This is a genomic window from Clostridium pasteurianum (assembly GCF_001705235.1).
GTDB lineage: Bacteria > Bacillota > Clostridia > Clostridiales > Clostridiaceae > Clostridium_S > Clostridium_S pasteurianum_A.
Genome location: NZ_MCGV01000001.1, coordinates 4,157,923 through 4,183,909 on the forward strand (window position 1 = coordinate 4,157,923; position 25,987 = coordinate 4,183,909).

31 protein-coding genes are annotated in these 25,987 nt (G+C 29.7%); all 31 read left to right on the plus strand.

What is annotated here, in order from left to right; genetic code table 11:
- The first annotated feature begins 188 nt into the window (after positions 1–188).
- The 31 genes from BEE63_RS18620 (at position 189) to BEE63_RS18775 (ending at position 25,893) form a co-directional block, all read left to right on the plus strand.
- A complete protein-coding gene (locus BEE63_RS18620) occupies positions 189–752 on the plus strand; it encodes a GIY-YIG nuclease family protein (RefSeq protein WP_066022813.1) in 564 nt (187 codons plus the stop codon).
- Between the two features lie 176 nt (positions 753–928).
- Positions 929–1,099, plus strand: a complete 171-nt coding sequence (locus tag BEE63_RS21810) for a hypothetical protein (RefSeq protein ID WP_157797122.1) — start codon at positions 929–931, stop codon at positions 1,097–1,099.
- 249 nt (positions 1,100–1,348) lie between these two features.
- The gene (locus BEE63_RS22180; protein WP_066022815.1) at positions 1,349–1,801 is read left to right on the plus strand and encodes a hypothetical protein; all 453 of its coding nucleotides are present in this window, start codon (positions 1,349–1,351) and stop codon (positions 1,799–1,801) included.
- A 406-nt stretch (positions 1,802–2,207) separates the two neighbouring features.
- A complete protein-coding gene (locus BEE63_RS18635; protein ID WP_066022816.1) occupies positions 2,208–2,987 on the plus strand; it encodes a DUF2971 domain-containing protein in 780 nt (259 codons plus the stop codon).
- A 67-nt stretch (positions 2,988–3,054) separates the two neighbouring features.
- Positions 3,055–3,486: a hypothetical protein gene (locus tag BEE63_RS18640; RefSeq protein WP_066022817.1), complete on the plus strand. Its 432-nt coding sequence runs from the start codon at positions 3,055–3,057 to the stop codon at positions 3,484–3,486.
- A 99-nt stretch (positions 3,487–3,585) separates the two neighbouring features.
- On the plus strand, positions 3,586–3,915 hold the full coding sequence (locus tag BEE63_RS18645; protein ID WP_066022818.1) for a hypothetical protein: 330 nt from the start codon (positions 3,586–3,588) through the stop codon (positions 3,913–3,915).
- Between the two features lie 66 nt (positions 3,916–3,981).
- Positions 3,982–4,260, plus strand: a complete 279-nt coding sequence (locus BEE63_RS18650; RefSeq protein WP_066022819.1) for a hypothetical protein — start codon at positions 3,982–3,984, stop codon at positions 4,258–4,260.
- Between the two features lie 91 nt (positions 4,261–4,351).
- Positions 4,352–4,717 carry a DUF3892 domain-containing protein gene (locus BEE63_RS18655; RefSeq protein ID WP_066022820.1) on the plus strand — a complete coding sequence of 122 codons (366 nt, stop codon included), beginning with the start codon at positions 4,352–4,354 and terminating at the stop codon, positions 4,715–4,717.
- A 12-nt stretch (positions 4,718–4,729) separates the two neighbouring features.
- The gene (locus tag BEE63_RS18660; protein WP_066022821.1) at positions 4,730–4,996 is read left to right on the plus strand and encodes a hypothetical protein; all 267 of its coding nucleotides are present in this window, start codon (positions 4,730–4,732) and stop codon (positions 4,994–4,996) included.
- A 333-nt stretch (positions 4,997–5,329) separates the two neighbouring features.
- Positions 5,330–5,554 carry a hypothetical protein gene (locus BEE63_RS18670; protein WP_066022822.1) on the plus strand — a complete coding sequence of 75 codons (225 nt, stop codon included), beginning with the start codon at positions 5,330–5,332 and terminating at the stop codon, positions 5,552–5,554.
- Positions 5,555–5,626: 72 nt separating this feature from the next.
- The gene (locus BEE63_RS18675; RefSeq protein ID WP_066022823.1) at positions 5,627–5,848 is read left to right on the plus strand and encodes a hypothetical protein; all 222 of its coding nucleotides are present in this window, start codon (positions 5,627–5,629) and stop codon (positions 5,846–5,848) included.
- 202 nt (positions 5,849–6,050) lie between these two features.
- The gene (locus tag BEE63_RS18680; RefSeq protein WP_081312606.1) at positions 6,051–6,503 is read left to right on the plus strand and encodes a hypothetical protein; all 453 of its coding nucleotides are present in this window, start codon (positions 6,051–6,053) and stop codon (positions 6,501–6,503) included.
- A gap of 186 nt (positions 6,504–6,689) precedes the next feature.
- Complete coding sequence (locus BEE63_RS18685) at positions 6,690–7,160, plus strand: P27 family phage terminase small subunit (RefSeq protein WP_066022824.1); 471 nt, start codon at positions 6,690–6,692, stop codon at positions 7,158–7,160.
- Complete coding sequence (locus tag BEE63_RS18690) at positions 7,157–8,878, plus strand: terminase large subunit (RefSeq protein ID WP_066022825.1); 1,722 nt, start codon at positions 7,157–7,159, stop codon at positions 8,876–8,878. The genes BEE63_RS18685 and BEE63_RS18690 overlap by 4 nt, the downstream gene beginning before the upstream one ends.
- A 16-nt stretch (positions 8,879–8,894) precedes the next feature.
- Entirely contained in the window at positions 8,895–9,110 is a 216-nt protein-coding gene (locus BEE63_RS18695; RefSeq protein ID WP_066022826.1) for a hypothetical protein, read from the plus strand.
- 2 nt (positions 9,111–9,112) lie between these two features.
- Positions 9,113–10,378, plus strand: a complete 1,266-nt coding sequence (locus BEE63_RS18700) for a phage portal protein (protein ID WP_066022827.1) — start codon at positions 9,113–9,115, stop codon at positions 10,376–10,378.
- Positions 10,379–10,397: 19 nt separating this feature from the next.
- Complete coding sequence (locus BEE63_RS18705) at positions 10,398–11,201, plus strand: head maturation protease, ClpP-related (protein ID WP_066022828.1); 804 nt, start codon at positions 10,398–10,400, stop codon at positions 11,199–11,201.
- 50 nt (positions 11,202–11,251) lie between these two features.
- Positions 11,252–12,502, plus strand: a complete 1,251-nt coding sequence (locus BEE63_RS18710; protein ID WP_066022829.1) for a phage major capsid protein — start codon at positions 11,252–11,254, stop codon at positions 12,500–12,502.
- 62 nt (positions 12,503–12,564) lie between these two features.
- Positions 12,565–12,888 carry a head-tail connector protein gene (locus BEE63_RS18715; RefSeq protein WP_081312607.1) on the plus strand — a complete coding sequence of 108 codons (324 nt, stop codon included), beginning with the start codon at positions 12,565–12,567 and terminating at the stop codon, positions 12,886–12,888.
- Positions 12,881–13,243 (plus strand): phage head closure protein, encoded by a 363-nt coding sequence (locus BEE63_RS18720; RefSeq protein ID WP_066022830.1) that lies wholly within the window; start codon positions 12,881–12,883, stop codon positions 13,241–13,243. Before BEE63_RS18715 ends, BEE63_RS18720 begins: the two co-directional genes overlap by 8 nt.
- Before the next feature lies 1 nt (position 13,244).
- Positions 13,245–13,604 carry an HK97-gp10 family putative phage morphogenesis protein gene (locus BEE63_RS18725; protein WP_066022831.1) on the plus strand — a complete coding sequence of 120 codons (360 nt, stop codon included), beginning with the start codon at positions 13,245–13,247 and terminating at the stop codon, positions 13,602–13,604.
- A 4-nt stretch (positions 13,605–13,608) separates the two neighbouring features.
- Positions 13,609–13,956, plus strand: coding sequence for a hypothetical protein (locus BEE63_RS18730; RefSeq protein WP_066022832.1), 348 nt, complete (start codon positions 13,609–13,611; stop codon positions 13,954–13,956).
- A 31-nt stretch (positions 13,957–13,987) separates the two neighbouring features.
- On the plus strand, positions 13,988–14,869 hold the full coding sequence (locus tag BEE63_RS18735; RefSeq protein ID WP_066022833.1) for a major tail protein: 882 nt from the start codon (positions 13,988–13,990) through the stop codon (positions 14,867–14,869).
- Between the two features lie 71 nt (positions 14,870–14,940).
- Positions 14,941–15,297 carry a hypothetical protein gene (locus BEE63_RS18740; RefSeq protein WP_066022834.1) on the plus strand — a complete coding sequence of 119 codons (357 nt, stop codon included), beginning with the start codon at positions 14,941–14,943 and terminating at the stop codon, positions 15,295–15,297.
- A gap of 14 nt (positions 15,298–15,311) precedes the next feature.
- Positions 15,312–15,548, plus strand: coding sequence for a hypothetical protein (locus BEE63_RS18745; RefSeq protein ID WP_081312609.1), 237 nt, complete (start codon positions 15,312–15,314; stop codon positions 15,546–15,548).
- A gap of 15 nt (positions 15,549–15,563) precedes the next feature.
- Complete coding sequence (locus tag BEE63_RS18750; protein WP_066022835.1) at positions 15,564–19,490, plus strand: phage tail tape measure protein; 3,927 nt, start codon at positions 15,564–15,566, stop codon at positions 19,488–19,490.
- A 3-nt stretch (positions 19,491–19,493) separates the two neighbouring features.
- Positions 19,494–20,690, plus strand: coding sequence for a hypothetical protein (locus BEE63_RS18755; RefSeq protein ID WP_081312610.1), 1,197 nt, complete (start codon positions 19,494–19,496; stop codon positions 20,688–20,690).
- A gap of 19 nt (positions 20,691–20,709) precedes the next feature.
- Entirely contained in the window at positions 20,710–24,117 is a 3,408-nt protein-coding gene (locus tag BEE63_RS18760) for a phage tail spike protein (protein WP_175400865.1), read from the plus strand.
- A gap of 53 nt (positions 24,118–24,170) precedes the next feature.
- Positions 24,171–24,404, plus strand: coding sequence for a hemolysin XhlA family protein (locus BEE63_RS18765; RefSeq protein WP_066022837.1), 234 nt, complete (start codon positions 24,171–24,173; stop codon positions 24,402–24,404).
- Between the two features lie 17 nt (positions 24,405–24,421).
- Complete coding sequence (locus tag BEE63_RS18770; RefSeq protein WP_066022838.1) at positions 24,422–25,495, plus strand: GH25 family lysozyme; 1,074 nt, start codon at positions 24,422–24,424, stop codon at positions 25,493–25,495.
- A 74-nt stretch (positions 25,496–25,569) separates the two neighbouring features.
- Positions 25,570–25,893, plus strand: coding sequence for a hypothetical protein (locus tag BEE63_RS18775; RefSeq protein ID WP_066022839.1), 324 nt, complete (start codon positions 25,570–25,572; stop codon positions 25,891–25,893).
- Positions 25,894–25,987 lie beyond the last annotated feature (94 nt).

The window sequence follows — 25,987 nt, forward strand, 5'->3', positions numbered from 1 at the left end:
AGGTATAGATTACCTCCTCAAATAGGTTGGTAAAGGTTATAGACTTTCCCTTTATGTGAAGTATAAGCATCAAAAGTTAAATCATCAGTGTTGCAAGGTAAATATTAAAATTAACAAAAATTAGTACCAGAGCAGGTAGTTTAATCTACTTGCTTTTTATTTTATAAAAAATTAAGGGGGATATTATTATGAGCAAAGTAAAAATAGGAATTTATTTAATTAAAAATAACATAACAAGAAGAGTAAGAGTTGGTTCTTCTAAAGATATCAAAAGAAGGTTTAGTAATTATAAAGCAAAGCTTAGAGGCGGTTGTGCTAATAAATTAATGCAGCAGGATTACAACGAATATGGTGAGAAAAGCTTTGAATTTATAATTTTGAAAGAATGTAATGTAAAGGACTTATACAAAATGGAAAAATATTATTTGGATTTGTATTCGGATTGTGCAATGTATAATAAAAATGCTATAAAAAATTTAAATAAGAAAATTAGACGTGGCAAAGAAGCAGCGAATTATAGGCAAAAAAGAAGTGCTATAACAAGTGGAGAAAATAATGGACATAATACAAAGTTATCAAAAGAAAATGTATTTGAGATTTTAGATATGATTCAGGATGGAGTTAATAAAAATGTAATAGAAATTAAATTTGACATATGCAAGGGATACACTAACAGGATTGGACATGACAGATGGGTAAAAGAATATAAGGAATGGATGAACAATCATAATAATATTGAAGCGATTGGCTAAACCTACATATTGGGACATGTGGTATCCCATATTTTATCTTGAAAATGTAATAAAAGCGAATGAGTGCATTATAAATGATTTAAAATTGAAAGGAAGTTATTTCATTAATTGCTTTTGTATAAAGATGTATTACTGACAAGATAGACCATTTTAGTAACAATATTATTATAAGATAAATGATAGTTCTAAGTAAGATTTTAGATAGCAATGTATCTAAAGATTCATCATATGAATCTAAAAAAGAGGTGTTTTCAAAAATCCATATTGTTGCTATGAGCGAAATAGCATGTGGAATAAGCAAGTACACTTTTGGAATAGTTAAAGGTGAATTTCCTAATATTTTATAAACATTAAAGATATCAATGAAAGTTGTAATATTCCCTATTACAGGCAAGTTGCTTATTAATGAAGAGAATGCATCATTTAAAATAGGAATATTTGATATAGACATAATAATTAATAAAAATATTCCACCAAATAAAACAATAAATTTTTTCGTTTTAATCATCCCCTATAAAATTTGTTTGTAGAAGTTATTTTAGTACAAAAAAGTATATACTGTCAAATATTGAACTAATTAGACTCGAGGAATAAAGATGATTAATATTATAAAGAAAATCAGAGAATTAAAAAAATTGCCATCACAAAATAAATTCTATTTTGGTGCTATACCAGATAAAAAGGATGATAGAAATTTATTATTTGAATATGTAAATAAAGATAGAAAGGAAATTGTAGAGTGCATAGATTATTTAAAGCAAAATATGTATAAAGAAACTTTTGATAATATGAAAATGTATTTGGACAGGCAATATGAAGAATACCATTTAAAAAAGTATGAAAGTAATGAAGATGAAAATAAAAAGTTTGTTGATACTGTAGAAGATGCACTTGGTACTGCTAATTGGATTTTAAGGGATTTATCAAAACGAGAGGTATCTGAATTTATGGGAACAGAATATGCTAGAATTTACTCTAAAATTTATGGATTGGAGAATAACAATGAAATAGCTCTTGTAAATAGAGGAAAGATAGCATGGTTATATTGAAAAAATATTTACGCGGAACGTATAGAAAAAATAATTAGAAATGGACAAGAACAATGGGCTTTTATATTTGCTAAGACTAATACTGTTATGGAGCTGCTAAAGCAATTTCATTATAATAATGAACTTAAAATATAATAGTTGCTTTAAACAAGTGGCTTTTGCTATTAGAAAAGTTAAAGAATTAGATTAAAGTAATTCAATGTCAAAATCTTTCACCATGATATTATAATATTAGATACTAAATATGAGTTTCATACTGTATGCTGGATTTTACTTTTTTGAAATAAATAAATAATAATAAAGATAGTTAATTAAATATCCTTTATTTGTATTTTTTGTTTAATTATATTACAAGATATAGAACATTATGGGTACAAGTAGTATAATAAAAGAAAAAATGTAAAGGATGCGTTATGAATTGGAACATAGGATAATCCCTAATAAATTGTATAAATATCAGCCAGTTAACAATTATACTTTAGCTAATTTAAAAAACAATCAAATATGGTTTTCAAATGTAGATGATTTCAATGATCCATTTGAATTAAGATTTAATATAGATAAACGCTCTGGAAATGATATATTAAATGATTCATTGAAAAGGCATGGAATTACTGCACCTGAATTATCTAAGGAGAAGAGTGATAATATAGAAAAGGCTGCTGAAAAAACAGTTGAAGAATTTGCGAATAATTTTAAAAAATATAATGGCGTATCTTGTTTTTCAGAATTATATGATAATATTCTTATGTGGTCTCATTATGCTGATAAGCATAGTGGATTCTGTTTGGAATTTGATACAAGGTATGAACTTTTTAATAAAATTAGAAAGGTAAATTACAGTGATGATTATCCTAAAATTTCGTTGGATATATCAAAAGTAGGAGATAAATTTCTTGATAGTATATGTACTAAAAATAAGCAGTGGGGATATGAAAAAGAATGGAGATTACTTCATAAAGAATGTAATAAGCTTTATGTATATGATAATAAGTGTTTAACAGGGATATATTTTGGTGCAAAAATGCCATTTGTGTATAAGGAAATTATCTCACTCATTATGCGAGGGCAAAGCCGAACTGTTAAATTCTACGAAGGTTTTCTATCTGAAAAGAAATATGAATTGAATTTTAAGCAAACTGAGTATACGCCATATTTAGAAAGAACTGATATAAAAATAGTATAACAGTTTGATAAAAGAAGGATTATGAACTAATATTGAAGAATAAATTATAAAATTACAATATTAGGAGATGAGCACCACGAAAATTGAAATATTATATTGTGCATATCATGAGAGGCTTAAAACAAAATACTATGTTGATATTAGTGTAAAAAAGGATAATGATGAGTATTACAGTTCGTTTATAAATGGTAATAACGATTTTGAAGTTACTGACATAGATAATAAAGAATATCTTAAATCTAATAATATTGATTTTATCGTAGAAAAAGATAATGTTTATAATAGTGAAAAAATTATTCCAGTAGGAATTGTGAATTTTATTGATGAAGATAATTATTATTCAAATAGAATACGCATTAATATTGGAGAAGCTAAAAATCTTGAAAAAGCTAAAAAGGTAATTGAAAATATCGAGAAAGCTATAAAAATAAAGTATGAAGTGTTGAAGTTTAAAAATCAATTTAAAATTAATGGAAATATAAAATACATTGACCTATAAGAATATCTACTAATAGGAGAAATAAGATAGCTAATGAATTTTATAAAATAATAATAAAAAAATTTTATTAGATGCAAAATAGATCATGGGGATGTTAATATGGCAATTGGTAGTCCAGAGGAATATGAAAAAATATTTAATGAAATATTAATTAAAACATTAGATGAATGCTATTATAAAGAAGGCTTTAATAAAGATTTAATTAAAAATGAAGGTGTTGGCAAATTTAAATATAGTGTAGCTTTAGGTAAGACACCTTCAACTCCAGTCACTATTAAATTTAATGATATTATTGACATAATTATAGATAAATTTGACTCTATAGATGAAAATAATACTATATTAGATAAAGAAGAAATAATTAAAATAGCCATAAAAGAATATTTGGAAAAATTCATTGATAATGAAAGAAGAAGACCAAGACTATAAATTAAGAATAATTTGGTTATGGTACAAGTATATAAGCAACCTATATGTAAGTTTGAGGTGTCAATAATGAAAGTTATTTATAAAATTACTTATCCAAATGGCAAGATTTATATAGGTAAGGATTTAACTGATGACATTAATTATTTTGGAAGTGCAAATAGTAAATTGATTGAAAAAGATTTTATTAGAGAACAGAGAAAAGACTTTACAATACGAAAAGAAATTTTATGGCAATCTGAAAGTGCTGATGATAAGGAAGTCAATCGCAAAGAAATAGAATATATAAAATTATATGAATCAAATAATCCAATAATAGGATATAACAGAATGCCAAAATATAAATAATTCTTTCTTTATAATCATTCGACATTTAAGAGGAAATACACTTCAATTGTAGAAGTATATGTAAAAATATATTTGATTGGAGTGTGTTAGAATGGATGATATAAAGAAATATTATGCAATTACAGAAGCTTGCTATAAGGATAATGAAGAACGTAAAACAATTTTAGCAGTAAAAGCGTATAAGTGTGATAGTAAGGAAGATTTTTTTATGGGTAAGATTTCAAATGATGATTTTGAAAAATTATCAAGAAAAAATGTTATAGAATTAATTGAAAATACGAATGTAAAAGAAGTTTTTACTGCTTATATGGTAACAGGTGAATGGGATTATGGTGAAGAAGTGATATATTATCCTAAAGATAACCCTAAATATATAAAAACAAAAAAGGATGATATAAAAGAAGATAATTTAGGCAATTTGCCAATACTAAAAGATAAAAAATTTGTATGGGATTAGGGTGATATAGAAATGAGAAAAAGTTATGATTATAGATATGAACCTATGGATACAAATTCGGAACATATTATAATAAAGTATGCTTATAACTTAAAAGAAACTGGTTATGCTGATATAGGAAATTTTGAAAAAGATATGGGGGAAATTAATCCTAAATTTCAAGACTATAATGAATGTAGGAGAGAACTTGAAAGAGCTACAGTTCAATGTATTACTTCATATGAAATTGAATATATAAAAAAACTATATCACTTGTTTTATCCTGTGAAGGGTCAATAGTTGATTTAATTGGTAGATGTAATATGCAAAAGAATCAGAAGATTTATATAATAGAAAAAGTTGAAAAATAACTCTTTTTTGAATAGTTACATATGGTATAATATTCCTAAAAAGGTGATGTTAGTATGAGAATGGGTATAAGAAAGCCAAGTATTAAACGTAGAGTAAAAGCACGTACAACAGGAAGAATAACAAGAGCAGCCAAAAAAGTGTAAATCCTCTATATAGTAAAAAGGGAATGGGATTAGTTAATAATCCTGAAAAAAGTATGTATAATAGAGCTTATCACAGAACCACTTTTAGTATATTGGATTTATTTAAGGGGTTGTTTAGGTGAATAGAAAATATAAAATAACTTTAACTAAATATATAGTCTTATTGATTATTGGATTTATTCCAATTATATTTATTGTTAAAATCTTTGGTTCTAGTCTAATAATAAGTGCAATAATTATAGTGCTTTATTTGTCTGGTGTTGGTGGAATTATAGGCAAGGTTCAGCAAGGTAAAGCAAATGCTTATTTATCAAATAAATATGATGAAACTAAAAGAAGGTAGTAATACCTTCTTATTTTATTTTTTAAAGTCAAAGAAAGTAAAAGTAAAATAAATAAAATGGGAGGATATGTAATGGCAAAGACAAGATGTTTAAGTGGAACTATAGATATTAATACTTATGCTTGTAATGTTACTAATGAAGTTGTGAAAGCTTTAACGGATTTAAATTTGGATGTTGACATAGAACCATTAATAGACAATGAACATAACGGAGATTGTAAGACAAGATTAAAGATATATACAGTAGATGAAATAAAGAAGAATGAAACATTGACAAGGAATGTGCCATGTTAAAAGATAAGAAGTTAATAATAAAAAGGTTCAGTTGGTTCAGCAGTATTATTGTTTTTATTTTAGGGGTTCTACTTTTATTATTTGGAATTGGGGTTCTACATTGCCAAGATACTAAAGGGACAAGTATATGTGTAGGTATATTACTTATTAGCTAAGTAATGGAAGACATTACATCAATAAAGCGTTCGAGGGAAGTGTTGTAATGGGAATGTTTAAGATGTGTCCACGTTGCAATGAGGTGATGATACCATTGGATCAAAAGTATTGTGATGATTGCAGTAACATTGTGGATGGTAATAGAAGAAAGAAGTATAGAGAATATAAAAAGAGTAGAAATGATACAAAGGAACAAGGGTTCTACATAAGTAAGATATGGATGGTAAAGAGAAGGCAAACAATACAGTTGTATCACGGGTTGGATGTGTATGAATTCATTGTTAACAATAGGATTGTGTATGCAGATATTGTACATCATATAGTAGAACTTAAAGATGATTGGGGTAAGAGACTTGAAGACGGTAACTTGATACCAGTAAGCAAGGCAACACATATACTTATACATGACGAATACATAAAGGATATAGATAGTAAGATGCATATGCAAGACTTATTGAGTCAAGCAAAGGAAAAATTTTTAAGAAAAATAAAAAAATAATAAATAATATAAAAATATTTTTATAGAAAGTAAAAATCCTTTGTTGTGACAAGGGGCAGGGAGTGTCAAAAAGTTTTTAACTAATGCTTCTAAGTCTGTGGTCGGACTGAATTCGTGCAAAATATCGTTTTTATATCGTTTCACATTACGGAACAAGAAATCGGCGAAATGGAGGTGTAATTTAACATGGGAAGAATAAAAGAGCCAATAAATTCAATTTTGGCTAGAGGAAACGTAGCACATAAGACAAAAGCTGAAATAAAAGAAAGAATGGAACATGAAGTGAAGGTTGGAATTGATGATTTTATTACACCTTCATATATAAAATCTAAAAAGCAGAAAGAAAGATTTGATTGGTTAAAGGAACAACTAATACAAGCAAAGATACTTTCTAATTTAGATGCAGAAACATTAGGAAGATATGTTTTACTGGAGGAACAATACAACAAGATAGCAAAAGAAATTAATAAAGTAAGTCCATTAGGAAAAGATTACAGTGATTTATTAAATACACAGAAAAGCATTTTTAACATGCTTGATAGAGCTGGAAATGAATTAGGTCTAAACATAATGAGTAGATGTAAATTGACAGTTCCAAAGGAAAAAGAAAAGCCTAAAAATAAGTTTGATAAGTTCAAGGGTAGTGTTACCAAATGATTGAAGATAGGACAACACAATACTGCTATGATGTTTTAAATGGAAAAATAAAAGCAGGGAATAGTATCAAATTAGCTTGTAAAAGGCATTTAAAGGATTTAGAAGATAGTAAATCAGCACCATTTAGGTATACTTTTGATGTACAAAGAGCAAATGATATTATCAGTTATGCTGAAACATTAACTATATGTGAAGGTGATGAAAACACACCTTTAACATTATATCCATTTCAAGCATTTATATTAGGAAGTTTATTAGGATGGATTGATAAAGAAACAGGATATAGAAGATATAGGCAGAGTTATATTCAATTAGCAAGACAAAATGGTAAATCAATGTTAAGTGGTGTATTAACTACATACATGGGTAACTTTGTTAACTATAGAAATGGACTAATATTATTAGCCGCAACAAAAAAAGATCAAGCCAAGATTGTTTTTAAAGAAGCACAGAAGTTTATTGAAAGTGATGATGATTTAAATGAACTATTTACTATAAAAGATTATAAAAGTGAAATTGAATGTGATAATACTGGAAATTTAATTCGTGCTATTGGTAGAGATACTAACTCTATTGATGGATTTAGAGCTTTTTATGGCTCAATAGACGAATTTCATGCACATAAAGATAACCAAATGTATTCTCTTATAAAGGATGGTCAGAAGAAATTAAAGGAATGTCTTTTAAATGTAATAACAACAGCAGGATTTACTATAGATGGTGCATGTCATAAACTTTATAGATATTGCAAAAAGGTATTAAATGGTGATGAAACTAATGAAAAATTCTTTATTTTTATTGCTGAATTAGATGAAGATGATAATTTAGATGATTACAATAACTACTATAAGGCTAATCCTTGTATGCAGTACGATATTGACACATTAGATACAATGAAAACTGATTATAGACAAGCTAAAACAATGGGTGGTAAGGATTGGAATAACTTTCTTACAAAGAGTTTAGATATGTGGGTTGAATATAGCGAAACTAAGTATATGAATATGACTAAATTCCATGAATGTGAATGTAATTTAACTTTAGAAGATTTTAGAGGACAAGATTGCGTTATCGGGGTTGACCTTAGTAGTGGCGGAGATCTTACTTCCATTGTATTTGAGTTTGTATTTAATAAAGATGATGAAAAGAAATATTTTGTACATCATCATAGTTTTATGCCAAGTAAAAGAGTAGGGGAACATGAAAAAACCGATAATGCACCTTATCAACAGTGGATTAATGCGGGCTTAATTACAAGAACAACTAAGGCACACGGAATTAAAACTGATTATAAAGAGGTTTTGAGGTATATTAAGGAACAACAAAAGAAATATAATTTAAATATTACTTTAATTTGTTATGACCCAGCTAATTCTAGTGCGTTTTTAGCTGACTTAGAAGAAATTGCAGATACGTTAGAAATAAAACAATATAGCAAGAACTTAAATGATAGTGTTATGGATATTAGATATGAAGTAGAGGCAGGAAATGTTTATTATAACAGAAAAGATGAACTTTTAGCATGGGCAATGAATAACTGTGAACTTACAAAACCTTATTTGGGTAAAGTCATGCTTGATAAGAATAGTAGAGTTAAAAGAATTGACCCCGTAGCCGCTTGGGTTGATAGTCACTGGAAAGCAATGAAAAATGAACCTAAGAAAGCAGATTTAAATAAAGTATATGATGATGATAGGTTGAAATCAATGTATGGATAATAAATGAGGTGTGAAAATGAAGAAATTTATAGGAAAAATACAGAATATTCTTAAAAATATAAGTAATTTTATTAAGAATAATGACATGGAAATACCATTTTTAGGTGGAATTTTATGTGCTATTTATGCTAGTTTCTTGATAAATAAGGTCGTAGGGTTCTATACTTTAGGGATATTTTTATTAATTACAAGCTATTTATTAGCCAAATACCCAAAGGGAGGTGATAAATAACAATGGGATTTATTAGAAATAGGCTAAAAAGGAACAATAACAAAGGTAAATTTTTGAATTATGGTATAAATTCCAATGATTTCTTAAATGCTTTACTAAATAATGAACATATTAAAGATGGAAACTTAGGTGAAAGTACATTTTTAGTATGTTTAAAATTTTTAAGTGAATGCATGGGAAAATTACCTATACAGGCGACATTAAAGGATGATGTAGCAGGAAAAGACACCATAAATAACTTTAGATTGGATTATATTCTAAATGTAGAGCCAAACCCATATATGACAGCAACTAATTTTTGGGAAACTGTAGAATTTAACCGTAATATGTATGGTAATGCTTATGTATATAATCAAATGCAGAATGGAAACACAGCTAGTTTATGGATTTTGCCAAGTGATGAAGTTCAAATATTGTGTGATAATGTTGGAATATTTGGTGTTAAAAATGCTGTTTGGTATAGATGGACGGATAGCCGAACCGCCAAACAATGGTTATTTAGTACGGATGAAATACTTCATTATAAAAGTAGCATTAGTTGGGATGGTTACACAGGAGTTTGTCTACCAGACCTAATACAATATCATATTGATAGTAAAAAATATAGTCAAGAGTATTTGAGTGAACTATATAGAAACAAGATGATGGGAAACAAAGTTATTGTACAGTATGACAGTGAAACTTATGATGATAAAAAGGCTACACAGATAGCAAACCAAATGCAAAAATTCAGTAACAACACTGATAATGCTGGTAAATGGATTCCTATTCCTATGGGTTTTAGTACGAAATCAATTGATATGAAACTTACAGATGCACAATTCCAGGAATTAAGCAAAATGAGTTCGCTTGAACTTGCCGCAGTATTTGGAATAAAACCAAACATATTAAATAACTATGACCATTCGAGCTATAGTAATTCAGAAACACAACAATTGGATTTTTATATTAATAGCTTAATGCCTATACTTAAAGCCTACAACCAAGAGGATACAAGAAAACTATTGACAAGTACTGAAAAGAATAATGGGACAAGGTTAGAAAGAGATACAGATGAATTATTTAAAATGTCCCCAGACGTTCTAATGACTTATGTTACTAAGGGTGTTCAAAGTTTTCTTATAACACCGAATGAAGGGAGAGAAAAGCTTGGATATAAACACCAAGATGGAGGTGATGAATTATTTGGCAACGGTGCAATGATTAAAATAGACCAAGTTGGTACACAATGGATTAAACAAAATTCAAATACTAATCAAAATCAATAATGAAGGGAAGTGATATTCTTTGAAAAATAAATTTTGGAATTTTACAAATAGTAATGAAAATCCACAGGAAGTAGATTTATATGTTTATGGAGATATAGTTTCTGGAGGTGATAAATGGGATAGTACAGATGTTACATTACCAGATTTTCAACAATCTTTAGATAACTTAGGTGATGCAAAAAAAATAAATATGCATATTTCAAGTATGGGTGGTAGTGTATTTACAACTCAAACTATGATTACTATGTTACAAAGTGTTAAAAATAAAGGTATTACTATAAATGCTTATTTAGATGGAACATGTGCAAGTTGTGCAAGTTGGCTTCCAATGGTTGCAGATAATATTTATGCTTATGATATTAGTGTTTTAATGATACATAAACCTATGACTTTTGCAATGGGAAACGCTAATGATATGCAGAAACAAATTGATGTTTTAAATAAAATGGAAGACAGTATTATGATACCAACTTACATGAACCAAATAAAAGACCCTAAAAAAACAACAGTTGATGATTTTAAAAATTTATTAGCAAATGAAACATGGTTAAATGCACAAGAAATGAGTGATTTATTTAATATTACAATATTAGATGATGATAAAGAAATGGTTGCTTATGCAGGAGAACATAACTTCTTAAATAAGTACAAGCATACACCAAAATATGTACTAGATATGTTTAATAAATCTAAAAAGCAAATAGAGGATAAGGATATTAAAGATGAAAAAAAGGATGCAGCCGAGAAAGAAAACAAGGAATTAGAAGCAAAAATTAATAATCAAATATCGGAAACAGAGATATTTTTAGCACTAAATAAATAGTGCTTTTTTTATACAAAAAATTAATTAAAATGAAGGGAAGTAATATTATTATGAAAAAAAGTGAAGAAATATTAAATGTAATAAACACAAAAAAGATAGAGGTTGAAGGTTTAAAAAATGAAGATGGAAGATTTGTAGGAGAAAACTTAAAGAAAGCACAGGACAAAATTAAAGAAATCAATGATTTAAAAGATGAATATGAGGTTCAGAAAAACTTGGAAGATATGAGTCTTGAGGATGTAAAGGACAATGTATCTAAGAATGAGATTAAAGATGTAAAAGTTAACGGTAAGGGAAATAAAAAGGTAAATCCTAATATTAAAAATGTTGCGTTTGTAAAAGCTCTATTAAAAAGAGATATGTCAAATGAAGAAAAGACAGAAATAAAGAATATGTTGGTTGAGGGAGACAAAACAAAAGGTGGATTACTTGTACCACAAGATTTAAGAACTGCAATAATAGAATTACAGAGAAATCAGTTTGATATTAGACCTTACATAACTGTAGAACCAGTTAATACATTATCGGGTTCAAGGAATGTAGAAGATGAACAACCACAAGCTGCTGGATTCGCAAGTGTAGACGAGGGAGCAGAAATTCAAGCATTACATGAACCAGATTTCAAAGAATTAGATTATGTTGTAAGAAAATATGCTGGTACAATTCCTTTAACTGATGAACTTTTAAACGATACTCCAGAGAACGTTTTGGCTTATATTCAAAGATGGATGGCAAAGAACGAGTTAAATACTTATAATTATCAAATATTTAATGGTTCTGGAACTAAAGCCGCACAGGGAATAATGAGTGTAACATCTTTACAAGAAACTGCTGATTTTACAGGAACAGCAACAGCTTCAATAAAAGCTTTAAAGACTGTATTAAACAAAGATTTTGAAGATTTACCACTTGATGGTGTTAAGATATACACTAATGGTAGTGGATATGAATTCATTGATGAATTAGAAGACAAACAAGGACACCCATATTTACAGCCAGATCCAACAATGGCAAGCGGTTTTAGATTTTTAGGACATGAACTTGTTAAAGTACCTTCTAAATTCTTAGCAGATGTAACAGCAGTAGAAAGTGGTTCAAGCGTAACAAGAACTCCATTTGTAATAGGCGATTTAATTGCTGCATACACAATGTTTGACAGACAGCAGTTATCAGTTGCAAGTACTAACATTGGTGGGGATGCTTTTGATACTGATACAACTAAAGTAAGAGGTATATTCAGATTTGATGGTAAGCTTAAAGATACTGGAGCTATAAAAGTTTTAATGGCTAAATTAGCATAATAATTTTACTAGGGCATAGAGAAGATATGTTCTTTTTTTATGCCCTTTTTTAAAGAGGGTGAATGAAGGTGATACTTACATTAGAAGAAACAAAGGATTTTCTAAGAGTTGATGGAACTGATGATGATAGTTTTTTAACATTATGTATTCAAGGTGCAGAAGATTATCTAATATCCAATACAGGACTAACTAATTTAGATAGTACAAATGCAAGAGCAAAAATATATTGTTTTTGTTTAGTATCAGACTGGTACAATAATAAGTCTTATACATTAGATACTGTAAATATGAGTAATAAAACTAGATTAACATTAAATTCTATAGCATTTCAACTTGTACTAGAAGATAAAGTTAAACAAGCAGAAAGTGGTGGTACAAGTGTTTAATATTAACATAGGGAAACTCAATAAAAAAATCACTATACAGAAACTTGATAAGACAAAAATTGTTAATGATGATGAAGGAAATCCTACCACAGATGGATGGTATGATTATACAACTAAATTTGCTAGTATAAACAATTTATATGGTAGTGAATTTTGGAGTGCCAAAGCAGTAAATGAACAAGATACAATTAATTTTATAATTAGATATTCCAAAGATTTAGAAGACATGGAGCAGGCTAATGGAGCAAAAATGTATAGAATTTTATGGAAAAATAAAACTTATGATATTACTTTTGTTGATAACGTAGAATATCTCAATACTTTTTATAAGATTAAAGCCAAGGCGGTAAATTAATATGGCAGGAATAACAGTTGATGGACTAGATAATTTAATTGATAATTTGGACAAAATGACTTTGACCGAAGCTGACAAGAAAAAAGTTATGAAAAATGCTATAGAGCCAGCTTATGAAGAAGTAATGCAAAATGCACCAAAGCGAAAAGGTGGAATACAAAAAGGAATAAAAAGTACAGTTAAAGTTGAAGATTTTGCAGTCATTGGTCAAATAACACTTGGTACATGGTATACACAATTCACCGAGTATGGGACAAGTCAACAAAAAGCACATGTGGGATGGTTTGAAAGAAGTATTAATAAAACTATGGATGATGTAATTTCTAAATTAGCTAATGGACTTCTAGAGAAAGCAAGGTGATGTTTTGAATATAAAATCTTATGTAAGAAATTTACTATTAGATAATACAATTAAAAATTTGTTGACAGACAAAACAGTTTATTTCCTTCATGCAGACAATCCAACACCGCCATATCTTGAATACGAATTCTATGATGAAAACGGTGCTTTATTTGAAGAAGGACAAGAAATAACAACTAATTACTTTTTACAAGTTGATATTTTTACAAAAGACACAAGTAGCACAGATATAGAAGAAGCGGTAAAGAAAAAATTAAAAGATAATGATTTTATAAGACAAAGCAAAGTTGATCTATATGAAGATACTACGAAATTAAATCATACTGCAATTAGATTCTTAGGGACTTTATAAAAATAAAAAAATGAAGGGAAGTAGATATATTATGGCAACAGTAAATATAGACAAATTAGCATTAGCAATAATAGATAAAGATGAATTAGGTGTTGGAAATCTAGTATTTGAAACACCAGAATACATACCAGGAGTTCAAAGTTTTCAAGCCAAGGTAAAGACTAACACAGGTGAGCACTATGAGGAAGGAAATTTGACAGATCAAGATACAACTTTACAGAACGTTGAAATAAGTTTTGATTTAGGTCATGTTTCTAATCCTCAAATGGCTAAATATTTCGGAAATCATGTAGCTTCAACAGGAGGGGTTTATGCATTAACAACAGATGTTGCACCATATACCGCAATACTTGTTAAATATACACTTGCAGGTGGTAATGGTCATGGATATAAGATTTATTACAAAGGTAAATTAAGTCCAGTCGATGAAACATACAAACAAGCCGAAGGCAAGGTAGATTACCAAGATACAACAATTTCTTGCACATTCCAACCCTTAAATAATAATAAAATGTGGAAATATGGAATAGAAACTATAGATGATAAATGTCCAACAGATATAGATACTTTATTCTTTGCAAATGTAATAATTCCTACAGAAGAAGCAGTATCAGCATTAGCGATTTCTTCAAGTACTCCAGCAAATGGTGGAACAAATGTAGCAGTTAGTGCAAAACCTGCTATTACATTCAATAATGCAATAGCTTCAAATGAAATAAATATGTTTAATGATACAGATAATACAGCAGTAAACATAAGTGTTGCTTTTGATGATGCTAAAAAGATATGTACTATAATTCCATCTGCTAATTTAACAGCAGGTAAGAGATACGAAATAGTTGTAGCAGGGACTAAGGATATTTATGGACAAGAGTTGGCAACAACGGTTATAAGTTTTACAACAGCATCTTAATTTATTGGAATGGATTAATTTCCATTCCTTTTTTAATATAAAAATAATTCAATTAAGGGAGATAGATATTAATGAATGTTGGAAAAGTACAGGAATATAAATTAGAAATTGGAGACAAGGAGTATACATTTAGGTTTGATATGAATTGTGTAAAAAAAATAGAAGATAGATATGAAAATAGCACACAAATTATAAATGATTTTTTACAGTTTAAGAAGGAATTTACTAATGCAATAAAAATATTAGCATGTGCATGTATAGAAAAAGATTGGACAGAAGAAGAATTTTCAAATTCTATAAGCATGGATTATCCAACAATGAAGATAATAGATGGAATATGCTATTCCATGATACAAGGAAGTTTATCATTCGATAAGAAAAAAGAAGATGATAAGAAAGTTAAAAAGAATACAAGAAAAAACAAGTAAACCAGTCAGGTGATTTGATAGACCTAGACTGGTTTTTTTATATTGCAAAAACGCAATTAAATTATACAGATGAAGAATTTTGGAAAGCAAGTCCAAAAGAAATTTTAAGTTTATGGAAACAGCATTGTAAATTTATGGGATGGGACAAAAATAATGAAAATGAAAATAACACAAATAAAAAAGGTGATAAGATAAACGATTTTAACGATCCTAATACAGTTGTATCAATAGAAAACTGTAAATTTTTATAGAAGGGAGATTGGATTATGGCAGACCAAACAAAAAAGATAAATGTACAATACATACTTAATGATAGTGGATTTAATGACAGCTTAAAAGGAATAAATGCTAATTTAAAATTAAATAAAAGTGCATTAAATGAAGCTAATTTGGGAGTAAAAGCTTTTGGAGAAAGTGAAACTAACTTAACAAGAGTCCAAAAATCTTTACAGGAAACTATAATAACAGCAAAAAGTAAAATTGACTTATATAACCAGTCCATTGAAAAGACCTCTCAAAAATTAGAAGATAATATAAAAAAACGTGACCAACTAAAGGTTGAACTTGATGAAGAGAAAGCAAAACTTGAAGGTGCTACACAAGCTTATGGAAAGAATTCAGAGGTTACTCAAAACTCAAAAGCAAGAGTACAGGAATTAACTGAACAATATAAGAACGCCGACAAAGCAGTACAAACCAATGCAAAAAGTATTGAAAATCTTAATACCAAGATGAATAATGCCAGTGCTGAAAGTTTAAGATATGAAGCACAATTAAAGAAAACTAATGAAACTATTGCAAAGAATAATAATAGTTGGTTAAACGCAAGTAAAACATTAGAAAGTGGTTCAAAATCAATAAAAAATGTTGGTTCTAATATAGAGAATATTGGAAACAGCATGACTACAAAATTTACACTACCAGTCGTTGCAGGGTTAGGAATTGCAGTTAAAAGTGGTGCTGATTTTGAGCATCAAATGGCAGATATAAGAAAAGAATTAATTGCAAGTGGTGAAAGTACTAGCGAAGTTGATAACCTTATGAAAGAAATGTCAACGGATTCATTACAATGGAGTGGAGATTTTGGACAAAGTACTGATGATATAAACGCTGGATTATTAACAATGAAAAAAGATGGATATTCTGGTCGTGAAGCAATTGATGATTTGAAAATATCATTAGTTACTGCAAGAGGAGCAAATGAAGGTTTAAGTGATGTTATTAATACTTTAGGTGGTTCACTTGAAGCTTATGGAATGAAAACTAATAATGCTGCACAGAATACAGCAAATATGTCTCATATAGCAGACAGTTTCGCTTATATTGCTAACCATACTAAGGCAAGTGTTACAAGTCTTGGTGAAGGGATAAGTGTAGCTGGACAAACTTTGAGTGCAATGAACCAACCTATTGAAATTACAAGTGCCGCATTAGGTGAACTTGCAAGTAATAATATAGATGCAACAACCGCCGCTAATTCTTTAAAAGCAGGATTTGTAAATCTAACTAAACCAACAGACCTAATGAAAAATGCAATGAAAGAAATGAACCTCCAAGTATTTGATAGTAAAGGTCAGATGAAAGATTTACCTACTATTATTGATACCATTAATAATCATACTAAAAATTGGACAGAGCAACAAAGGAATGCCGCAGTTGCAACTATTTTCGGTAAGGAAAGTCTAGCAAGTTGGAACGCACTCTTAACAAAGGGTGGAGACAATTTAAGACAGTTAAGTGATGGTGCTAAAAACAGTACGGGTGAAGTAAATAGACTTAGCGATAGTATGAAAAACACACCAGTTAATCAACTAAAAGAACTTGAAGGTTCTATAAAAGCTTTGGGAGTTGCTATTGGAGAAGATGTTTTGCCTACTTTAACCCCTTTAATTGGTGATGCAACAAACACAGTAAAAGCATTTGGTAATTTAGATGAAGGTACAAAGAAATTAATTTTAGAAGGTGCAGGAATTGTAGCAATAGGATCACCAATTTTATCATTGACAGGAAAGATAATTGATGGCGGCGGAAAATTACTTGGTGTTATAAGCAAGGTAACTGGATTTATAGGTAAGAAAACATTAGAGAATTCTTTAAAATCTAATACCTCCGCAGAAAAGACAAATACAGAGGCAACCGCAGGAAATACAGAAGCCAAAACTCTTAATACAGAAGCTGAAACAGCTAATTCAGAAGCAACAATTAGAAATACAGAAGCCAAAAATCTTAATAGTGAAGCTGAAAATGGAAAAGGTTTAGGTAAAAGTACAGCAGAAAGAGAAGCCGATACTTTAGCAACTAAAGAAAATACTTTAGCACAAGATGCCAGTACTATGGCAGGTGGCAAAGGTGCAAAAGTAGCAGAAGATTTAGGTAAAGCAACCGCAGAGACAGCAGAAAAAACAGCAATAGCAGGTGGAGCAGTTGAAGGGTTAGGAACAGCCGCCGAAGCAAGTGGAGCAGGTTTAGGAATAGCCGAGGGTGGAGCAACAGTTTTAGGTGCTGGTGTTGCAGGTTTAGCCGCACCAATAGCAATTGCAGTAGCCGCAGTTGGAGCATTAGGAGTAGCAGGATATAAGTTTTATAAATGGGGAACTGATGATGCTATTCCTACAGTTGATTTATTTAATAATAAATATCAAGAAACGACAAAAGTTATGAATGAAAATGGTCAGATGATAGACCAAGTTCAGACTAAAACAGTAAACTTTTCTAAATCAACAAAAGATAGTATAAGTCAATATGCAAAATTAGACGACCAAGTAACTAAAACCATGATGAACGTGAATGATAACAGCGATAAATTTACCCAACAAACCAAAACTAATGTTATTAAGAATTTTACAGATATGGTTAAACAGTCAAAATCTTTAGATGATGAAATGAAGTTAAATAAAATTAAAGATTTTACAAACCTTGTTACTGATACATCTAATTTAACTGCTGAAAATAGAAAAGCTATAGTAAGTCAATACCAACAAATGCTTAGTCAAGTCGGTGGAATATCAGACCAACAAAAACAGAAATTAGTTAATAATTTAAAATCTACTTTAACCGACAGCATAGGCATAACTCAACAAAACATACAACAAATAAAAAGTAAATACGACCAAATGACACAAGTTGTAGATAGTTCTATTGATAAGAGAACAAGTGATGAAGTCCAAAAACTTCAAAGTTTATTTTCTAAAACTACATCTATTACAAAAAATGAACAAGATAAAATGATTAGAGATATTCAAAATGGTGCTAATACTAGAAAAGGTGTTACACAGGCTTATGAAGACCAAATACTGGCAATTTATAAACATGCAAGTGACCAACATAGAAGTACTAGCCAGCAAGAAAATCAACAGATAGCCCAAATATCACAAGCTATGAGAGAAAATGCAGTTAATAATTTGAGCAGTAGTGCTATAGAACAAAAAGTATTACTTGAAAGAATTAAATCTTATCATGGCAGTATTACAGCACAAGAAGCTAGTGAAGTTATAAAGAATGCTAATAGTGCAAGAGATGGAGCGATAAGTGCCGCTAATAAACAATATAATGATGTAGTTGCAAATGCAATTTATGAAAGAGATGTAACACATAGTTTAACCGCAGACCAAGCCCAAAAAGTTATTGATGCCGCAGGGAAACAACGTGACCAGTCTATAAATGCCGCAAAACAACAACGTGATGGAGTAGTTAACCATGTAAAAGATATGGGAGGTTCAGCAGTAAAGCAAATTAACACTGATACTGGAAATATGTTAACACCATTTCAAAAGTGGCAAAAAGCAGTAGAGCAAATAGTAAGTGATGTTCAAAGTTTCTTTAAAGACCACCCTATCGTTGCGCAAGTTGTACAAAGTGGTGCAAATATGTTAGGTGTTGGAATGGCAACAAGTGGTTTAACTGGTAAACATGCAAGTGGTACAAACAATTTCCAAGGTTATTTAACAACTATGCATGAAAGAGGTTATGAAGTTTATGCACCACCACAAGGAACAAAAATCTATAACCACGAAGCTAGTGAGGATATGGTAAAGAAAGCCGCTCATGAAGTCGCTCAAAATGTTCTTGATGGAGTTAGTGGAAATAGTACACCAACAGTTGTAAATATGTACTTGGATAAAACTCTAGTTGGTAGAGCAGTAGCGGACACTGTAAGTAATCAGATTGCAAGGAATAGTAGAAGGGGGCGATAAATCTTGAAAATGGCCATAAACAATGTAGATATAAGTAATTATAGTAGTAGATTAATAAATTTAGATATACAACCAGCTACAGTAGATAACGCTGATGAATGGTTAAGGGATAGGTTAACACCCCTTGACCTACACCAACAATTTGAATATAAAAAAATCACAGCAGAAATTTTAGTTATTGGAAGTAGCAGAGAAGATGTTTTATTAAAAGTATCACAATTAAATTCTATTTTAAGAAATACAGTAACCTTGCAATTAGATAATATGAACTATTTTTATGATAGTAAATTAGATAGTACACCTACAGTTGCCAAAAGTGTAGTACTAAATAAATTAGTATTAACTTGTGTATTTAAGGCAATTTGTTATACAAGTGAACAGCATTTATCTATGCCAGGAGGTAACTTAACAATAAATAATGATGGTACAGCAGAGTGTCCATTAAAAATTGTTTTAACTCCTATTGTTGATACACCAGTTACTTATGTTGATGGTGTAACTGATAAGGAAATAAGAATAATTTATTTAAAAAATGGTGTTCCAGTAACTTTAGATGGAGAAAAGCAATTAATTACAGAGCCAGATTTAGACCATTGGGTTACAGAAACAACAGGAGCTAATAAATGGATTCATAAACGTTGGACTATTGGATTTAGTACGGACACAAGTCAAAGCTTATCACCTATTGGAGTAGATAAAAGTTATATAGATAAAAGTATAAGTGCATACCAACAGGACTTTATTAGTGATATGAGTTTTGCTGAACAGGATGATTTAGCTGGAATGTTTGGAAGTATAAAGAGTGGACTATATGTTGCAAATGCAAAGTCCATAACATTTACTTTCAGTTATAGTAATGCAATAAATGTTTATTTAAATGGCTCTAGTGTCTATAGTAACAATAATGCAGAGACTAATAAAAGTTTGACATTAAATTTAAATGCAGGTTGGAATACATTAGAATTTATATATTTAGTTAGAAGTAGCGTTGGAGGTGTTTCTAATGTAGAACCAAACCCTAAAGATTTGGTTGATAGTGTTAATTGCTATTATGCAAGAGAATTAGATTATTTAGATATATATAATAAATATCCCCAAGCCAACTTATGGGAATTTCCTAAATTAAAGATAGGAAGTAATACATTAACTATAAATACCAATATTCAGACTGATGTTTATTGGAAACCAAGATATTTATAAAAAAGGGGAGCGTGATATTTTGCTAGTCTTATTAGACAAAAATAGAAATATTGTTAGTAATATTTCTCAATATAAAGAATTGAAGTTAGAGAGAGAAATCGGAAAATTAGATACTCTCTCTCTTTCTATAGCAAATACAGATATTAATTATCCAGTAGTAGTTGAAGAAATGTATGTTGAAACAGAGGATAACAGATATGTTGTAAAAGAAGTTAATATAAATGAGGACAATTATAAGGAATTAGTTTGTGAAGTAGATATTCAAGAATTAAAAGGAACTTTAGTTGATAGTTTTACTTATAATCAAACCTCTTGTCAATCAGTTACTGACCAATTATTAGGACATACTACATGGTTTGTATCTTATTGCAACGTAACAAAGGTAAGAAATATAAATAAGGCTGAATGTACGGTTTATGAAATTCTTCAAGAGATACAAAATATGTTTCATTGTGACATGACATTTGATGCCAAAAATAAAGAAGTAAAGATTTATGAACAGCTAGGGTCAAAAAAAGGTACATACTTTATGAAAGATTTAAATTTAAAAAGTTTATCTGTTCAAGGTGATAGCAGGGATTTTATAACAGAGCTTTGTCCAATTGGTGCTAATGGATTGAGAATAACTGGTATTAATGATGGTAGAGACTATATCAGTGATTATACTTATTCCACGCAACATATACGGGCATATTGGAAAGATAATAGGTATGATAATGTTTATAACTTATGGGATGATGCCAATGATAGACTAGAGCAACTTTCTAAACCTAAGAAAAGTTATTCAGTTAATATTATAGATTTAGCAAACTTAAAGCCAGACGAATATAAAGTTTTAAGTTATGATATAGGCGACACCATAATGCTAGTAGATAAAGACAATAACATTATGGATTTACAAAGAATAAAAAAGATTGATAAATATTTAGAAGAACCAGAAAGGAATACAGCAGAAATAAGTAATGTATTAGATAATATAGAGGATTTAGTAACTCGTTTTGATAATACAAAAGATACAGTAGATAATGTTACAACAAGTAATGGAAGTGTAGATGGAAGTACTTTAAATGGTGTTGATTGGGCAAAAGTTAATAATGTAAGTGTTACCAATGCACAAATGGCAAATGCCAGTGTAGGAACAGCACAGATAGTAGATGCCAGCATTACTAATGCCAAAATAGACAGAGAAAGCGTAAATAAATTAGTGGTACAATCGGCTGATATAAAGGATGGAAGTATCACACACGCAAAAATTGGTGATGAAGCTGTTGACAGTTCCAATATTGTTAATGCCGCTATAGGAAACGCACAAATTGATAGAGCTAGTGTTAATAAACTTGTTGTAGGTACAACCGATATAGAGGATGGAGCTATTACGAATGCTAAAATTGATAGGGCAACAGCTAATAAATTAGTGGTTACTAATGCAGACATTCAAAATGAAGCTGTAGACACTTCTAAAATAAAAGATGCAAGTATAGATAATGCTAAGATTGCAGATGCCACAATAGAAACTGCTAAAATAAAAACTGGTGCCATTACAACAGCATTGATTGATACAGGAGCAGTAAAGACTGAACAAGTTGCAGATAGTAGTATAACGGATAGTAAAATAATAACTCTGACTGCTAATAAATTAACCGCAGGAAGAATAGATGCAGGGATAATAGATGTTGTAAATTTAAACTGTGACAATCTAACGGCAGGAACAATTAATGGACAAAGAATAGCAGACAAAGCTATTACTACAAATAAAATAGATGATAAGGCTGTTAATACAGGGCAAATTGCTAATAATGCTATAACAGATGATTTAATATTTGCTAATACAATCACAGGTGACAAACTTGTGGCAGATTCCATAACAGCAAGAGAGATAGCTTCGAAATGTATAACAGCTAATGAAATTGCAAGCAATACTATAACATCTGATAATATATCATCCAATACTATTACAGCAGATAAATTACAAATAGGAGATAGCACAAATTTAGCAGTTTGCAATGAACTTACTGGTGCTAATGTATCAACAGGTTGGAATACAACTACTATTAGTAATGGATATGTAATTAGAACAAATAATAATTCAGATTATTTTATGATTACTAATCAATCAGCTATTCCATTCCGAGCAGGAGAACAACTTTATTATGAATTTTATGCAATAAGTGATGTATCAGTTTCAACCAATATGAGTGTATGGATATATGATATTAATAAGGCATGGTTATGTAATGGACAGAGTAATAATTTCACTATTGGTACAACAGAAACAAAATTTAGTGGTTATGTAACAATACCTAATTTTGGAACTAATGCTTGTTTATTTGTTGCTGGATTCCCTGGTGTGGGGGGAAAGAATATTAGATTAAGAAGAATTTTTCTTAAAAGGTGTATAACAGGTGTGTTGATAGAAGATGGAAGTGTGTCCGCAAATAAGATAGCAGGTGGAGTTTTAACATTAGGTGGTAGCGGCAATGGTGATGGAAAAGAAGTTATAAATGATGCTAACAATACCCCAATTTTAATGCTTGATAAATACGGAATAACAGCAAGCGGTGGTTCACCTATTAATATTCTTCAAGGTATATTAAATCCAAACGACCCATATGGTGGAACAATATACAGTAGAAACGAAATGGGTTCAGATTCAGTAAACATAAGCCATATGAGTAATGATACCTCTAGTCGTTCAAGTATAGCTATGGTATGGAATAAAATATATATGCAGGCTTTTGATTCAAATAACAATGTAAATGATTATTTTGAAATTTGTGAACCTTCAGCAGATGGTATCGATATTAATTCTTCAAGAGATTTGAGAGTGAATAGAATAACTTGGAATGGAAACAGTATTACAAGTCAAGATAACAGAATACAATTAAGGCTTGAAGAAGCGAATAGTGGAATGGAATTCGGTTCACAAACAGTACCTTCGACAACTTATATTGACTTCCATTCAAGCGGAACTAATGCTGATTATGATACTAGATTATATTGTGTTGGTGGAAATTCAAATAATGGTAATGGTACTCTCCATGTTGTAGGTGGCTTTATAGCAGAAGGTTACAAGCAGAGATGTGTTAGAACAAAAGATTATGGAGCTAGAGGTTTAAATGCTTTTGAAACAGCAGAATGTTATTTTAGTGATTTTGGAGAAAGTCAGTTAGTTAATGGTACTGCTACAATAGATATTGAAAAGATATTTAATGAAACTGTAGATACTGTTAATTATCCATATCAAGTTTTTCTAACAAAATATGGACAAGGCGATATATGGGTTGAGGAAAGAGACCCAAACAGCTTCATTGTTAAAGGTGATAAGGATATTAAATTTGGTTGGCAAATAGTAGCTAAACAAATTGATTATCCAGCTATGAGACTCAATGAAATAGATATTCCAGTAATAGAAAAAGCTAATAATTAACTTTAAAAACATCCAAATAGGATGTTAATTTTATTTTTTGGGAGGTATTAATAATGGACGACAAAGACAACATACAAGACATACTAACCAGATTAGTCCGTATCGAGACTAAGTTAGATGACTTTGCTAATTTGAGGCAAAAGTCCGAAAATGCTTACTCTATTAGTATGCAGAATAGTAAAGACATAGGGGAAATACAAACAGATTTAAAACATGTTTATTATGCAGTTGTAGGATTAGGAATTGCAATTATAGGATTCTTTGCTAAAGTTACTTTATTTAAATGATAAATGGGGATGAGTTAATGAAAATAAAAAATAGAATATTGAGTTTATTGGTAGTAGGTATATTTATATCTACTACTTTTTTAATGTATAAAAATGTACAAGCTCAAAATTGGGCGATAGACGTTTATAGCGGAGATGATATCTGTTCATATTCAAATCTTCATAATGCAGGTGTAACAACTATCGTACAAAAGGTTTCTGAAGGATGTGATTTTAGGGATTCACTTTTAGATTATAGATATAATCAAATAATATCTAATGGGTTTAAAATAGGATATTATCATTTCTTAAGAAAGAGTAATCCTATATTACAAGCACAATTTTTCTTAAATCAAATAGGTAATAGGCATAATGATATGGTGTTGTGGCTTGATGTTGAAAATGAGAGCTATTGGACAAGTAAATTTCAAGTTGTTAGTTATGTAAATCAATTTTTGAATTATTTAAAATCACAAGGGAAAAGAGTAGGTTTGTATACTTCAACCTCATTCTTTAGTGATTATCTTGCAGGGAATATACCATCTGATACTATTTTATGGTTGGCTTCATATGGTCGTGTTCCACATCTTTATCCCAATATTGCAAGTTGGCAATATACAGAGACAGGAAATATTGCAGGAGCAATAAATGGTAATGTAGACATGGATTATTTTCTTGATAATGCTTATCTAAATGACACACCACAGGATATTTCAATACAGCAGCAAGAAGGAAATCCAGTAAGGATAATTCAAGAACAATTAAATACTGTTATGAGTGCTGAACTTACTGTTGATGGAATTCAAGGCAAAATGACCACAGCTAAAATAAAAGAATTTGAGGTTGCATGTGGGTTAAATGCTGATGGAATATGGGGTTGTAAGTGTGCTAATGCAATGGCAACTATTTATTCTAAGCCAATATGTGGACGACCTTATGTAAATAGGTTAGCCACGAGAATAATACAATTTAGAATGGGAATTAAATTTGATGGTATATTTGGCAGGCAGACTGAAGCATATGTGAAAAATTATCAAGCAAGACATGGATTAAATCATGATGGAATTGTAGGGAATGCAACATGGTCAAGTTTATTAAATAGGAACTATTAATTATAAAGTTGCTTATATATAATAGGTAGCTTTTTTATTATATTAAAAATTATAAAGAAAGAGGTAATGTAACAATGGAAAATTATACAAATTTAATTTATGGTGGTTTAGGAATAATTATAGGACTTATAGTACCAGTCGTAGTTAAGAAGGGTAAAGTTGGACTTACTTTTATTAAAAACAAAATTGGGGATGCAAATTATAATGAATGTAAGCAATTCTTGATTCAATTAGCCAAACTTCATCCAGAGGATTTTGCGGAGGATAAAATAACTGATTTATTAGATAAATTGGATAATAAATATGGAGACCATTTATCAAGGAATCAGATAAAAGAGATAGTTGATTTTGTAGCTAAAACTATTGAAATTGACGTTGATAAGGAAGTAGTTAAATAAACATAATGTATATATTTTATAAATATAAAGATACTATATATAATAGGAAAGGATACAACTCAAATATTAATTTATTGAGTTGTATCCCTTTTGT

What these genes read in the sequence shown, in the direction of transcription:
- BEE63_RS18750 (WP_066022835.1), top strand. Translation starts at nt 15,564, where the DNA reads ATGGCAGACCAAACAAAAAAGATAAATGTACAATACATACTTAATGAT.
- BEE63_RS18775 (WP_066022839.1), top strand. Translation starts at nt 25,570, where the DNA reads ATGGAAAATTATACAAATTTAATTTATGGTGGTTTAGGAATAATTATA.
- BEE63_RS18740 (WP_066022834.1), top strand. Translation starts at nt 14,941, where the DNA reads ATGAATGTTGGAAAAGTACAGGAATATAAATTAGAAATTGGAGACAAG.
- BEE63_RS18650 (WP_066022819.1), top strand. Translation starts at nt 3,982, where the DNA reads ATGAAAGTTATTTATAAAATTACTTATCCAAATGGCAAGATTTATATA.
- BEE63_RS22180 (WP_066022815.1), top strand. Translation starts at nt 1,349, where the DNA reads ATGATTAATATTATAAAGAAAATCAGAGAATTAAAAAAATTGCCATCA.
- BEE63_RS18645 (WP_066022818.1), top strand. Translation starts at nt 3,586, where the DNA reads ATGGCAATTGGTAGTCCAGAGGAATATGAAAAAATATTTAATGAAATA.
- BEE63_RS18690 (WP_066022825.1), top strand. Translation starts at nt 7,157, where the DNA reads ATGATTGAAGATAGGACAACACAATACTGCTATGATGTTTTAAATGGA.
- BEE63_RS18655 (WP_066022820.1), top strand. Translation starts at nt 4,352, where the DNA reads ATGGATGATATAAAGAAATATTATGCAATTACAGAAGCTTGCTATAAG.
- BEE63_RS18660 (WP_066022821.1), top strand. Translation starts at nt 4,730, where the DNA reads ATGAGAAAAAGTTATGATTATAGATATGAACCTATGGATACAAATTCG.
- BEE63_RS18685 (WP_066022824.1), top strand. Translation starts at nt 6,690, where the DNA reads ATGGGAAGAATAAAAGAGCCAATAAATTCAATTTTGGCTAGAGGAAAC.
- BEE63_RS18695 (WP_066022826.1), top strand. Translation starts at nt 8,895, where the DNA reads ATGAAGAAATTTATAGGAAAAATACAGAATATTCTTAAAAATATAAGT.
- BEE63_RS18770 (WP_066022838.1), top strand. Translation starts at nt 24,422, where the DNA reads ATGAAAATAAAAAATAGAATATTGAGTTTATTGGTAGTAGGTATATTT.
- BEE63_RS18700 (WP_066022827.1), top strand. Translation starts at nt 9,113, where the DNA reads ATGGGATTTATTAGAAATAGGCTAAAAAGGAACAATAACAAAGGTAAA.
- BEE63_RS21810 (WP_157797122.1), top strand. Translation starts at nt 929, where the DNA reads ATGATAGTTCTAAGTAAGATTTTAGATAGCAATGTATCTAAAGATTCA.
- BEE63_RS18715 (WP_081312607.1), top strand. Translation starts at nt 12,565, where the DNA reads ATGAAGGTGATACTTACATTAGAAGAAACAAAGGATTTTCTAAGAGTT.
- BEE63_RS18765 (WP_066022837.1), top strand. Translation starts at nt 24,171, where the DNA reads ATGGACGACAAAGACAACATACAAGACATACTAACCAGATTAGTCCGT.
- BEE63_RS18680 (WP_081312606.1), top strand. Translation starts at nt 6,051, where the DNA reads ATGGGAATGTTTAAGATGTGTCCACGTTGCAATGAGGTGATGATACCA.
- BEE63_RS18675 (WP_066022823.1), top strand. Translation starts at nt 5,627, where the DNA reads ATGGCAAAGACAAGATGTTTAAGTGGAACTATAGATATTAATACTTAT.
- BEE63_RS18620 (WP_066022813.1), top strand. Translation starts at nt 189, where the DNA reads ATGAGCAAAGTAAAAATAGGAATTTATTTAATTAAAAATAACATAACA.
- BEE63_RS18710 (WP_066022829.1), top strand. Translation starts at nt 11,252, where the DNA reads ATGAAAAAAAGTGAAGAAATATTAAATGTAATAAACACAAAAAAGATA.
- BEE63_RS18725 (WP_066022831.1), top strand. Translation starts at nt 13,245, where the DNA reads ATGGCAGGAATAACAGTTGATGGACTAGATAATTTAATTGATAATTTG.
- BEE63_RS18635 (WP_066022816.1), top strand. Translation starts at nt 2,208, where the DNA reads ATGCGTTATGAATTGGAACATAGGATAATCCCTAATAAATTGTATAAA.
- BEE63_RS18640 (WP_066022817.1), top strand. Translation starts at nt 3,055, where the DNA reads ATGAGCACCACGAAAATTGAAATATTATATTGTGCATATCATGAGAGG.
- BEE63_RS18735 (WP_066022833.1), top strand. Translation starts at nt 13,988, where the DNA reads ATGGCAACAGTAAATATAGACAAATTAGCATTAGCAATAATAGATAAA.